This is a genomic window from Melittangium boletus DSM 14713, from assembly GCF_002305855.1.
Lineage (GTDB): Bacteria > Myxococcota > Myxococcia > Myxococcales > Myxococcaceae > Cystobacter > Cystobacter boletus.
The window spans coordinates 2,349,720-2,361,878 of record NZ_CP022163.1; the positions used below are offsets into that span (position 1 = coordinate 2,349,720).

The window sequence follows — 12,159 nt, forward strand, 5'->3', positions numbered from 1 at the left end:
CAAAAACAAAAGCCCTGGAGTTTCAACGGAGGTCCGTGAAACTCCAGGGCTTTTAATGGTCGGGGAGACAGGATTCGAACCTGCGACCCCTTGGTCCCGAACCAAGTGCTCTACCAGGCTGAGCCACTCCCCGTTACCGTGACATGCCTTCGCCGGAACTGCTCTCGGGCCGTCGAAGCAGGCGGGGATGTACCCGACCCGCCCGGCTGAGTCAACGTCCTTGCCTCCGCTTTTCATCCCCCGCCTACCCCTGGGGTAGCGCGCACCCATCGGTCCGTATTCACCCAGGTTTCCTGGACCTAAACCCTTCATTTTCTGGGAAAACCAGGACGGAACGGACCTTGCTTGGTACCCCTCCGAACAACACAGCCACCTCGGAGTCCCATGCTTTCACCGATCGTCCTGATCTCCGATGATGAGCCCCTCGTGGTGTCGGCCCTCGCCCGGGAGGCCCGCCGCACGGGCCTCGCCTCCGTGGCGGACACCACGTCCCGACACGTGTTGGAGCTGGCCCGGCAGCACCGCCCCGCCGTCATCATCCTGGACATCCACCAGCGCGAGGACGGACGGGATCTGCTCGCCCGGCTCAAGCAGGACCCCGAGACGCGCGAGTGCAAGGTCGTCATCCTCAGCGGTGTGGAGGACCAGTTCACCCGCCATGTGTGCTTCGAGCTCGGCGCGGACGCCTACGAGGTGAAGCCCTTCGACCACACCTTCATGACGCGGGTGGCGCGCATGGCTGGCCTCCTCGCCCTGTCCGCCCAAGGTCCGGCGGCCTCAGGCGCGTAGCGAGCGGATGGCCGCCGCGTAGTCCTTCGCGCCGAACACGTGCGAGCCCGCCACCAGGACGCTCGCCCCCGCGTCCACCACCAGCCGGGCCGTCTCGGCGTTGATGCCGCCATCCACCTCGATGTCCGTCTTCAGGCCCCGCGCGTCGAGCATCGCGCGCAAGCGGCGCACCTTGTCCACCGTCTGGGGAATGAAGCCCTGGCCTCCAAACCCCGGGTTGACGCTCATCAGCAGCACCATCTCCACGTCGCCCAGCACTTCCTCGATGGAGGACAGCGGCGTGGCCGGGTTGAGCACCACCGCCGGCTTCGCGCCCGCGTTGCGAATCTGCTGCAACACCCGGTGCAGGTGCGTGCAGGCCTCCACGTGCACCGTGAGGATGTCCGCCCCCGCCTTCGCGAAGGCCTCGATGTACTTCTCCGGCTCGACGATCATCAGGTGGACGTCCAGGGGCCGGGTCGCGGCCTTCTTGATGGCCTGCACCACCACGGGCCCGAGCGTGAGGTTGGGCACGAAGCGCCCATCCATCACATCCACGTGAATCCAGTCCGCTCCGGCGGCCTCCACCGCGCGGACTTCCTCGGCCAAGCGGCCAAAATCCGAGGACAGCATCGAGGGTGACACGAGCGGGCGACGATTCATGGGGGCTACTTAGCCATTTCCCCGCCTTCCGGGTACTGGCCCGGTTGATGAGCGAACAGGCCCGGCCGCGTTTTTTCCAGCAGAGGGAGCGGCCGAGCAGGGGGGAGGCATGGCGGTTTCCGGCATCGTGCTAAGAAGCTCCCTTGTTGTCCGCGCGCCGTCCTCTTCCGGAGTCCCTCTTGGTGCTTCCACAGACCCAGCCGCCCGAATCCCCAGACCTCAACCGGCGCCTCAAGAAGCTCACGTCCATCCTGGACGTCACCAAGGCCATGAGCGCCGAGCGGGATCTGGATCTGTTGCTGCCCCTCATCCTCTATGAGGCCAGCAAGGTGGTGGAGGCGGATCGCTGCTCGCTCTTCGTGCTGGACCGCGAGCGCAACCAGCTCTGGAGCAAGGTGGCCCAGGGCTCCAAGAGTGAGATCCGCCTGCCGGTGGGCAGTGGCATCGCCGGCCAGGTGGCCGAGACCGGCGAGGTCATCAACCTGCCGGACGCCTACGCCGACGAGCGCTTCAACCGCTCCTTCGACACGCTCAGCGGCTATCGCACCCAGAGTGTGCTGTGCGTGCCCATGCGGGACGCCAACGGTGAAGTCACCGGCGTCATCCAGGCCCTCAACAAGCTCAACGGCCAGCCCTTCGACTCCGAGGACGAGGAGCTGCTGCTCGCCCTGGGTGCCCAGGCCGCCGGCGCCATCGAGAACGCGCTGCTGCACGAGGACATCAACCGCCTGTTCGAGGGCTTCGTCTCCGCCTCCGTCGTGGCCATCGAGTCGCGGGATCCCACCACCGCGGGTCACTCGGGCCGCGTGGCCAACCTCACCGTCACCATGGCCCGGGCGCTCGAGCACGTGCACACCGGCCCCTACGCACACACCCGCTTCAGCCTCAGCGAGTTGCAGGAGCTGCGCTACGCCTCGCTCCTGCACGACTTCGGCAAGGTGGGCGTGCGCGAGCCGGTGCTCGTCAAGGCCGAGAAGCTCTACCCCTCCGAGATGGACGCCCTCCAGGCCCGCTTCCAGCTCGCGCGCAAGGACCTGCAGCTGCAGAGCTACCGCCGGCGGCTCGCCGCCGCCAGGTCACGCGGGACCCACCACCTGGAGGAGATCGACGCCGAGGAGGACGCGCGGCTCGCCCAGGAGACGAAGCGCCTGGACGAGGTGCTCGAGTTCGTCCTCACCTGCAACCGGCCCACGGTACTCGCCCAGGGCAACTTCGAGCGCCTGCACGAGCTCAAGCACCTGCGCTTCGAGGACTCGTTCGGCCAGGAGCGGCCCCTGCTCATCGAGCGGGAGATCACCTCGCTGTCGATCGCCAAGGGCACCCTCTCCGACGAGGAGCGCCGGGAGATCGAGAGCCACGTCGAGCACACCTACCGCTTCCTGTCGCAGATTCCCTGGACGCGCAACCTGCGCCGCGTGCCGGAGATCGCCTACGCGCACCACGAGAAGCTCAACGGCACGGGCTATCCGCGCGCCGTGCCCGACGTGAGCATCCCCGTGCAGTCGCGCATGATGTCCATCGCGGACATCTACGACGCGCTGACCGCCAGCGACCGGCCCTACAAGAAGGCGGTGCCGCACCAGCTCGCGCTCGACATCCTCCAGCGCGAGGTCAAGAGCGGCCAGCTCGACGCCGACCTGTTCCGCATCTTCGTCGAGGCCGAGGTGCCCCAGCGCACCCAGAAGGAATCACACGAGTAGTGCCTCGGCCCGCCCGCCCCCGGGCTCGCGTGGGCCCCGGGGACGGAAAGAGGCCCGCCCGTGTCAGCTGCCGATGATGTGCAGGCGCAGGCTGTTGATCTTCCCGGGCTGACCCACGGGCGCGCCGTAGACGATGACCACGCGGTCCCCCTTGCGCGCGAGGCCCCGGGACACCAGTTCCTCTTCCACCCGGCGCACCATGGCCTCGGTCTCCTGGATGGGCTCGAGCACCCGCGGCACCACGCCCCACAGGAGCGCCAGGCGGCGGCGCACTTCCTGGTTGGGGCTGAACGCCACGATGGGGACCGAGGGCCGGTAGTGCGCCAGCAGCCGCGCCGTCACCCCCGACAGCGTGAAGGCCGCGATGAGCGAGGCCCCCGACTGCTTGGCGGCGTGGCACGCGCTCGCGGCGATCACGTCCGGGAAGTGCGAGGGCAGACCCACGGGCGTGCTCGAGGGCCGCGACAGCTCCTGGGCGCGGATGGTGGACTCGGCCGCCAGCACGATGCGGTCCATCATCTGCACGGACTCGATGGGGAACTTGCCGCTCGCCGTCTCGCCCGAGAGCATCACCGCGTCCGCCGAGTCGAAGATGGCGTTGGCCACGTCGCTCGCCTCGGCGCGCGTGGGCCGCGGGTTGTCGATCATCGAGTTGAGCATCTGCGTGGCCACGATGACCGGCAGGCCCCGGAGGTTGCAGCGGCGGATGATGTCCTTCTGCACGCTGGGCACTTCCTCGGGGGGAATCTCCACGCCCAGGTCGCCGCGCGCCACCATCACGCCGTCCGTCTTGTCCAGGATGGCGTCCAGCCGGGCGATGGCCTCGGGCTTCTCCAGCTTGGCGATGATGGGCACCGAGTGGCCAATCTCCGCCATGGCCGCGCGCGCCATGTCGATGTCCGCGGGCTGACGCACGAAGGACAGGGCGATGAAGTCCACGCCCGCCTTGATGCCGAACACCAGGTCCTCGCGGTCCTTGGGCGTGAGCGCATCCGCGCGCACCGCCACGCCCGGCAGGTTGATGCCCTTGTTGTTCTTGAGCGTGCCGCCGTGGATGACCTTCGTGCGGATGAGCTTCTTCTTGTCCGTCTCGAGGACCTTGAGCTCCAAGAGGCCGTCATCCAGGAGGATGCGGTCGCCCGGGTTCACGTCCGCCGCCAGGTGGGCATACGTGGTGGAGACGATCTCATCCGTGCCCTTCACGGTCTCATCGGTGGTGATGTGGAACTCACCGCCCTCCTTGAGCTCCGTGCTCCCGGTGATGAAGCGGCCGGTGCGAATCTTCGGACCCTGGAGGTCTCCGAGGATGCCCACCGCCTTGCGGCACTTGAGCGAGGCCGCCCGGAGCTTGGCGATGTTCTCGGCGTGCTGCTCGTGGCTGCCGTGGGAGAAGTTGAGCCGGGCCACATCCATACCGGCTTCGATCAGCGCCTCGAGCATTTCCTGGCTCTGGCTGGCGGGACCAAGGGTGCAAACAATCTTCGCGCGTCGCATGGCGGCGGAGAATCGGGTCGAGCCACGCAAAGGGTCAAGCGACGTCGGCGCGCGGCGGTCGATCGGTAAATTGGTAAAGCGAACTTCGTTCAACCTCGCAGCAACAGGTTCAGGTTCTCCCGCTCCCAACGCAGTGCGGCAGCGTAGAGGGGGAAGGCCTTCTCCCGTTCGCGGAAGGCGCGCGGATGATGCACCCGGCGGCCCGTGGCGTTCGAGCTGGGAAAGAGCTGGTGGAGCATCTCGTGGAAGATGATGAACTCCACGAAAAAGGAGGGTACCTCGGCGCGGTCCAGGGCCGGGTGGATGCGGATCTCCCGCGTCTGGTGATCGTAGACCCCCAGGCGGATGGACTTGCGCCGGCGGCGAGGAGGCATGCGGCCCCAGCCGATGCGCGCCTGGATGGCATCCTGGAAACAGGTGCGATTGAGGCGATCGAAGAGGACCTGGAGATCGAAGAAGCGGCCCCGGGGCTCGAGATCGGCCTCGGCCGCATGGCGCTCCTGGCGGATGCGCGGCTGTTGACCCCGGATGTAGTCGTCCAGCACCCCACCGGCGATCCGGTTGCCGCGGCCGGCATAGTCCGCCACCGCGCGCACCACGCCCTCGGGCGCGTCGAGGAACATGTGGTGCAACCGCAGTTGCAGCGCGTTGGCACTGCGACGGAAGGACACCATGGTGGAGCGGTTGTCCGTGACCGACAGCCGCACCGGCATGCGCAGGTTCGCCGACAGGTAGTAGGCGAGTGTCTCCGCGCGTGCCCACAGCTCCTCGCGCGAGGGCTCGGGCGTGAGCGACCAGTCCTCGGGAGAACCGGCCGGATGATGGAAGTTCGCCGCCAGCGCAGGCTCCTCGCGCGGCAGGGAGGCGAGACGATGGGAGGACTCACTCCCACGGCGCACGGTGGACGACGAGGCTCCCTCCTGTGAGGGAGCGTGGGGCAGGAAATACGAAGGATGGGTCGGGAGCGACGACACGCGGGCAGCATCGTACCCGTCGGCCCTCGGGACTCAAGACCGGCGGCATCCGCTCGCCCGCCCAGCGTCACCCCGTCAACCCCGGCCGTGCCGCCGTGTCTCCCCGGCGAGCCGTTCTCCCAGGAATTCCACCTGCTCGCGCGTGGTGCCGAACAGCTCCAGCACCCCCTCCATGCTCTCGGCCTCCTCCACGGCCAGGCAGGCCTCCCCGCCCCTCCGGGCCTCGTCCAGGTCCCCGTAGCGGCCCATCTGCACGCTCCAGCTGCCATCCGGCCAACGCTCGAAGGGGTAGAGGCGGCAGGCCAGGGGCCGGACATCCGCGGGCAGCACGCACCCCCGCCCCCGTTCGTGGAAGACACAGGCGCCACCTCGCGTGAGCAGCGTCAACCGCACCGGCGCACGGCGGAAATAGCCCCGGTAGAGAGGACGGCGCTCCTCGTACCCGGCCGCCTCGTCGTGGGTCAGATACTCCTCGTCGAGGAAGCGCCGGGGAGAGAACCCCGTGTGCGCGGTGATGCGCTCCACGTCCGAGCGCGTGAGCGTGGCCAGCCGCTCGCCCTCCTTCACCTCGCAACACGAGGCCCCCAGCATCCGCGGGCAACGGGCGCAGACCGGACCCGCGGGCGCGTCCCCGCTCATGAGGAGGCCGGCGCCTCGCCGCCCCGCGTCTTGAGCAGCCGCTCCAGGCGCTCCGGCTCACGGCGCACCACCAGCGTCTTCTCCCGGGTGTAGAGCACCTGGCCCGGCGCCCCGCCCTTCACCTTCTTCACGAACTTCACCGGCACCCAGCTCACCTCGCCGCGCGGCTCGCCCTTGGCGCCCGAGTGGTGCAACGCCAGGTGCGCCGCGTCCAACAACACCTCCTGGGACACCTCCACGCCCTTGGGCAACGGCACCACCACGTGACTGCCCGGCAATCCCCGCGCGTGCAGCCACAGGTGCCCCGGCCGCGCCACCTTGAAGGTGAGCGTGTCGTTGTCCTCGCCGCCCTTGCCCACCCAGATGCGCTGGCCTCCATGCCCCACGTACTCCTTGAAGGGCCGGGCCTCAGGCGGGCCGTCCGCTCCGGCCGACTGCTGCAACACCTCCACCTGCGCGAGCAGCGAGGCCTCGTCCATCTCCTCCACCTGGCGCAGCGCCTCCCGCGCATGCGCCACCTCGCGCGCCAGCTCCGCCTCCCGCTGCCGCGCATGCTCCACACCCCGGAGCAGCCGCCGGTACTGGTGGAAGTGCCACTCCACTTCCTCCTTGGGCGTGCGCCTGGGGTCCAACGTCACGCGCACTTCCTCCATCCCGGACTCGGTGTACGCGGTGAGCACCACCTCGGTGGCTCCCCGCTTGAGCTGGTAGAGGTTCTGCGTGAGCAGCTCGCCCAGCTCCCGGTGACGCTCGGCCTCCGCGCCCCGCGCCGCCTCCGCTCGCACCTTCTCCAGCGTCCGCCCCGAGCGCTTGAGCCGGGCCCGGTACGGCAGCGCCAGGCGCCGACGGATGATCTCCGCGCGGCTCGCCTTGTCCTTGGGACCGAGCAGCCGCTCGGCCGCCTCCGCCAGGGGCAGGAAGTCCCCCGGCTCGGGCACCAGCCGGGAAGGCTGAGCACGCGCTCGGGCGCCCGCCTCGGGGGACAGGGGCTCTGGCGGCATCCACGCGCCCCCTGGGTGCAGAGCGCGCCGCTGGGCGAGGCCCTCGCCCGAGAGCATCAGGACGCGAAGGGAGTCCGCCGCCAGCAGCACGAGGCCACCTGGCGAGCCCAGCTCCAGCACGAGGCGCCGCCGCGACTCGTCGCTCTGGAGGTGCAGCGTCACCTCGCGCCCGGCCTCCGACCAGGAGACGCCCGCGAGCTTGAGGCCCACCAGTTCCTGGCGCAGCCAGCGCTGGAAGGGGGCCGGCTCTCCCGGCGTGGGGAAGCGATCAGCGGCCACGGAGAGCCGGGCGAGCTCGCCTTCCGCGCACAAGCACAGGAGCACGGAGCGCCCGGGCACCCGGAGCTCCAGGTAGACGAGGCGCGGCAGGGGACACCACGCCTTCTGCACCACCGCGCCCGTCAGCCGCGCGGAGACCTCCGCCACCACCTGCTCCAACTCCGAGGGACGCAGAGCCACCTCAGTCCTCCTCCGGCGCTAAAAACACGAACGGCCCGGCGGAGAATCCGCCGAGCCGTTCAAACTGCTCGAAATCCGGGGGCTACGTCTAGCCCTCGTCCTCGGCGGGGGCGGCCTCGGAGGGCGCCTTCGCCGTGCGCTTGCGGGCCGGAGCCTTGCGAGCGGTCTTCTTGGCGGTGGCCTTCTTCGCCGTCGTCTTGCCGGCCGCCTTCTTCGCGGTGCGGGGAGCGGCGCTCTTGCGGGTGGTCTTCTTCGCGGCGGTCTTCGCGGTCTTCTTCGTCGCCGGCTTCTTCGCGGTCTTCTTCTTCGCGGCCATCTAAAGCCTCCGTTTGTTACCGCCACTCGCTAGGAGTGGGGCCTGCACTCGCATGGGAGTGCTTGTGGTGAAGAGTAGAGATGCCTTGCCAGTGTGTCAACGCATGGTGATGTAGTGCAACGCGTGGCGTGCCGATTTTTCGGCATCGCGCGCGTTCGGAACGCCCAAAACGGGGGAATGGGCGCGGGAAGCGTGCGATCCGGAGCCGAATTCTCGGCCCTCGCCGTTCTTCAGGCCTGTAGCGGAGTGGAACTCCCGCGCGATTCGCGTGCGGCCCCATGCGCGCATGGGCCTAGTGTGCGCGCTCGCGATGAGTGCTCACGAGAAGACCTTTCCCCCCGACTTCACCTTCGGCGTCGCCACTTCCTCGTACCAGGTGGAGGGCGGCATCGAGAACGACTGGGCCGAGTGGGAGCGGGCCGGACGGCTGAAGGAGCCGCACGCGCGCTGCGGGCGCGCGGTGGACCACTGGAACCGCTACGAGGAGGACTACGGCCTGGCGCTGGACGTGGGCGCCACGGCCTTCCGCATGTCCCTGGAGTGGGCCCGCATCGAGCCGGAGCGCGGACGCATCGACGGCGGCGCGCTCAATGCCTACCGCGAGCGGCTCTCGCGGATGAAGGCCCGCGGCCTGCGCCCGGTGGTGACGCTCCACCACTTCACCCACCCCTCCTGGTTCCACCGCGAGACGCCCTGGCACCTGCCCCAGAGCGTGGACGCCTTCCGCGCGTACGCGCGCGCCTGCGCGCCTCTTCTCGCGGGGTTGGACGCACTCGTCATCTCGCTCAACGAGCCCATGGTGCTGCTGCTCGGCGGGTACCTGCAGGGCCTGATGCCGCCGGGCGTCACCGACGGGCCCAAGACGATGGCGGCGCTCGCCAACATGGTGCGCGCCCACGTGGCCGCGCGCGAGGAGCTGCTGGCGGTGCTCGGCCGGGTGGAGATCGGCATCTCCCAGAACATGCTCTGCTTCGCGCCCGACCGGGCCTGGCACCCCCTGGACCGGGCCCTCGTGCGGCTGGGCGCCCAGGCGTACAACCACGCCTTCCACGAGGCCCTGGTGTCCGGGAAGCTCCGGGTGAACATGCCCGGCATCGGCTCGGCGCGCGAGGACATCCCCGGCGCCCGGGGCTCCTGCGACTTCATCGGGATGAACTACTACACGCGCGCCCACCTGCGCTTCCTGCCGCGCGCCCCCTTCCTGTCCTTCCAGTACCGGGATCCCCGGGGCCGGGGCTTCACGGACATCGGCTGGGAGCTGTGGCCCGAGGGCTTCGGGCAGGTGCTGCGCGAGCTCAAGCGCTACGGGCTGCCCGTGTGGGTGACGGAGAACGGCATGGACGACCGCGGAGGCGAGCGCCGTCCGGCCTACATCCATGATCACCTGAGCCAGGTGCTCACCGCGCGCGCCGAGGGCGTGGACGTGCGCGGTTACCTCTATTGGAGCCTCCTGGACAACTTCGAGTGGCTCGAGGGCTGGGGGCCGCGCTTCGGCCTGTACCACGTGGACTTCGACACGCTCGAGCGCCGCGCCACCCCGGCCTGCCACTACTACAAGGAGGTGGCGACCACGCGGCGCCTGCCTCCGGTGATTCAGCCCAGCGCGGCGCGGTAGTCCACGTCCTGCTCCTCGCTCGGCCCCTGGGGATCGGCGCGCGCGGCGGCGAAGAAACGGCGGACGGCGTCGCGCACCTCGTCGGCCGAGTCGAGCTGGTTGACCTCGGCGCGGAAGACGGCGGCGCCCCGCAGGCCGTGGCCGTACCAGGCCAGGTGCTTGCGGAAGGTGCGCACCGCGGACAGGGGCTCGCCCATGAATTCCATGTGGGCCTCGAAGTGACGCAGCACCCCCTCGCAGCGCTCCTCGGGCTCCGGGGACGGGCCCCCCAGGAGCTCCCGGAAGAGCCAGGGGTTGCCGAGCGCCCCGCGGCCAATCATCACGAAGTCACAGCCCGTGGTCTCGCGCATGCGGTGCGCGTCCGCGCACGTCTTCACGTCGCCGTTGCCGATGACGCACTGGTCCGGGAAATGGTGCTTGATGTCGGCGATGACGCGCCAGTCCGCCTGGCCCGTGTAGGCCTGGGCGCGGGTGCGCGGGTGCACGGCGAGCGCGGCGCACCCCGCCTCGAAGAGCACGCTGGCCATGCGCAGGTAGTTGCGCTGATTCGCGTCCCACCCCGAGCGGATCTTGCAGGTGACGGGCAGACCCGTGGCCGCGCGGACGTCGCGCACGAGGGTGGCGGCCCGCTCCGGATCGCACAGCAGGGCGCTGCCCGCGCCGTTCTTGGTGATCTTCTTCACCGGGCAGCCCATGTTGATGTCGATGATCTGCGCCCCATGGCTCTTGCCGATGACGGCCGCGCGCGCCATGGCCTCGGGGTCTCCGCCATAGAGCTGCAGGCTGTAGGGCCGCTCCACCGCCGGGTCGAAGCGCAGGTACTTCAGGGTGCGCTGATTGATGCGCATCAACCCCTGGGAGCTCACGAGCTCCGTTGGACAGAGCGCCGCGCCCAGCTGGAAGGCGATGACACGGAAGGGCATCTCGCTCACGCCCGCCATGGGCGCGAGGATGAAGGGGTTGGGCAGGGTGTAGGGACCGATTCGAAGCATGGGCGCGGGAAACCTAGCGGATTAGCTGGATTGTTCCAGTCCGAGGGCACTTGCCTGCGCGACCGATCTCCTTTGGTTAAGGTCGGCCCCATGCTGCGCTTCCGCCTCGGAGACATCCCCGTCGAGGTCCGCTTTTCCCACCTGCTCTTCTCCGCGCTCCTGAGCACGTTGATGGTGCGGGACATGCCGGTGCTCGAGCCGGGAGTCTGGCCCTACGTCCAGCTCCAGGACATGAGCGATCCCGCGTATGGCCGCACCGCGCTGCTCGTGGCGCTCGGGTGGATGGGTCTCATCTCCAGCGCGGTGCTCGTCCATGAGCTGGGGCACGCGCTGATGCTCCGGGCCTTCGGCTACCGGCCGAGCGTCCGGCTGCTCTGGTTGGGTGGCCACACCCAGCCCATGGCCCCCGCCACCCTGCGCTGGTACCAGCACGCGCTGTTCACCGCGGGCGGACCCCTGGCCGGCTTCGTCCTGGCGCTCGTGGCCCTGGGGCTGTGGCGCTTCGGCGTGGCACCCGACGCCCATGCCGCCCGCTTCCTGCTCGGCTGGTGCTTCGTCATCAATCTCTTCTGGACGCTCTTCAACCTCATCCCCGTCCCCACCCTGGATGGGGGCACGCTGCTGACGACCCTCGCCACGCGCTTCTTCGGCAAGGCGGGCTTCATCGGCGCACAGGGCGCGGCGCTCGTGCTGTGCGTGGCGCTCGTGGCCTATGGCGCCCAGCGCGCGCCCGTGCTCGGACTGCTCTTCGGCCTCTATGGCCTGCAGGCCCTGCGGCTCTTCCTCGCCGCCGCGCGGGGCCAGTTGCAGGTGCAGCCGGGAATCGTCCCCTCGCCCCTCGCGGAGGAGCTGCGCCAGGCCCGCAGGGCATTGGAGGACGGGCGACTGGACGAGGCTCGCGAGCGGGGCAAGAACCTGCTGGAGGCCAAGGACGCCACCCAGGAACTCGCCGCGCGCACCCACCACCTGCTCGGATGGGTGGCCCTCAAGGAGGGCCAGGGACGCACCGCCCTGGACCACTTCTCCCAGGCCCGGCGCCAACCGGTGGAGACACACGCGCTGGCGGCCGCCTTCTCGCTCCTGGGCGACGAGCCCCGCGCGCTCGCCCTCTGGGAGCTGGCCTGGCGGGAGACGAAACACCCCACCGTGCTGCACGAGTACGCGGGCTCGCTCATCCGCGCCGAGCGCGTGCACAACGCGCTCAAGCTGCCCGGCGTGCAGCCCGAGGCGGCCTTCCTGTGCGCTGGCCGGACGCTCTTCACCCGGGGCGCCTACTCGGAGGCGGCGGCGATCTCCGAGGCGGGACTCGCGCACGCGCCAGCGGCCCGCCTGGCCTATGACGCCGCGTGTGCACATGCCCGGGCGCGTCATCCCCACGACGCGGTGCGCATGTTGCGGCGCGCCACCGAGCTGGGATTCCAGGACGCCCCCTACGCGGCGTCGGATGAGGATCTCGCCACGCTCCACGGGCATCCGGAATTCGAAACCTGGTTGGAAGCGCTGCGGAAATCTCCGGAGCCCTGACACGGCCATGACAC

General features: G+C 69.6%; 11 protein-coding genes and 1 tRNA gene. 4 read left to right on the top strand and 8 right to left on the bottom strand.

Annotated features, from left to right (window positions below):
- Window positions 1-56 precede the first annotated feature (56 nt).
- A tRNA-Pro gene (locus MEBOL_RS09765) sits at window positions 57-133 on the bottom strand.
- Between the two features lie 251 nt (window positions 134-384).
- Between MEBOL_RS09765 and MEBOL_RS09770 the strand changes: the two genes are divergently transcribed.
- Window positions 385-789 (top strand): response regulator, encoded by a 405-nt coding sequence (locus tag MEBOL_RS09770; protein ID WP_095977163.1) that lies wholly within the window; start codon window positions 385-387, stop codon window positions 787-789.
- Here MEBOL_RS09770 and rpe read toward each other — a convergent pair.
- Window positions 778-1,431 carry a ribulose-phosphate 3-epimerase gene (gene rpe / locus MEBOL_RS09775; protein ID WP_095977164.1) on the bottom strand — a complete coding sequence of 218 codons (654 nt, stop codon included), beginning with the start codon at window positions 1,429-1,431 and terminating at the stop codon, window positions 778-780. The genes MEBOL_RS09770 and rpe overlap by 12 nt on opposite strands.
- Before the next feature lie 182 nt (window positions 1,432-1,613).
- Between rpe and MEBOL_RS09780 the strand changes: the two genes are divergently transcribed.
- Entirely contained in the window at window positions 1,614-3,131 is a 1,518-nt protein-coding gene (locus tag MEBOL_RS09780; protein ID WP_245920039.1) for an HD family phosphohydrolase, read from the top strand.
- A 63-nt stretch (window positions 3,132-3,194) separates the two neighbouring features.
- Here MEBOL_RS09780 and pyk read toward each other — a convergent pair whose 3' ends face one another.
- From pyk to MEBOL_RS09805, 5 genes are all read right to left on the bottom strand, one after another.
- Complete coding sequence (pyk, locus tag MEBOL_RS09785) at window positions 3,195-4,625, bottom strand: pyruvate kinase (protein ID WP_095977165.1); 1,431 nt, start codon at window positions 4,623-4,625, stop codon at window positions 3,195-3,197.
- A gap of 89 nt (window positions 4,626-4,714) precedes the next feature.
- Complete coding sequence (locus MEBOL_RS09790) at window positions 4,715-5,464, bottom strand: hypothetical protein (protein WP_425437639.1); 750 nt, start codon at window positions 5,462-5,464, stop codon at window positions 4,715-4,717.
- Between the two features lie 210 nt (window positions 5,465-5,674).
- Window positions 5,675-6,238, bottom strand: a complete 564-nt coding sequence (locus MEBOL_RS09795; protein WP_095977167.1) for a hypothetical protein — start codon at window positions 6,236-6,238, stop codon at window positions 5,675-5,677.
- Window positions 6,235-7,698 carry an NFACT RNA binding domain-containing protein gene (locus tag MEBOL_RS09800; protein ID WP_095977168.1) on the bottom strand — a complete coding sequence of 488 codons (1,464 nt, stop codon included), beginning with the start codon at window positions 7,696-7,698 and terminating at the stop codon, window positions 6,235-6,237. The genes MEBOL_RS09795 and MEBOL_RS09800 overlap by 4 nt, the downstream gene beginning before the upstream one ends.
- 88 nt (window positions 7,699-7,786) lie before the next feature.
- Complete coding sequence (locus MEBOL_RS09805) at window positions 7,787-8,014, bottom strand: excinuclease ABC subunit A (protein ID WP_095977169.1); 228 nt, start codon at window positions 8,012-8,014, stop codon at window positions 7,787-7,789.
- Window positions 8,015-8,324: 310 nt separating this feature from the next.
- Between MEBOL_RS09805 and MEBOL_RS09810 the strand changes: the two genes are divergently transcribed.
- Window positions 8,325-9,629 carry a glycoside hydrolase family 1 protein gene (locus tag MEBOL_RS09810; protein ID WP_095982683.1) on the top strand — a complete coding sequence of 435 codons (1,305 nt, stop codon included), beginning with the start codon at window positions 8,325-8,327 and terminating at the stop codon, window positions 9,627-9,629.
- On the opposite strand, the gene dusB is transcribed toward MEBOL_RS09810, so the two are convergent.
- Complete coding sequence (dusB, locus tag MEBOL_RS09815) at window positions 9,608-10,621, bottom strand: tRNA dihydrouridine synthase DusB (protein ID WP_095977170.1); 1,014 nt, start codon at window positions 10,619-10,621, stop codon at window positions 9,608-9,610. The two genes, MEBOL_RS09810 and dusB, sit on opposite strands and share 22 nt — an antisense overlap.
- 90 nt (window positions 10,622-10,711) lie before the next feature.
- Here dusB and MEBOL_RS09820 point away from each other — a divergent pair, with 90 nt between their 5' ends.
- Entirely contained in the window at window positions 10,712-12,145 is a 1,434-nt protein-coding gene (locus MEBOL_RS09820) for a TPR end-of-group domain-containing protein (RefSeq protein WP_095977171.1), read from the top strand.
- Window positions 12,146-12,159 lie beyond the last annotated feature (14 nt).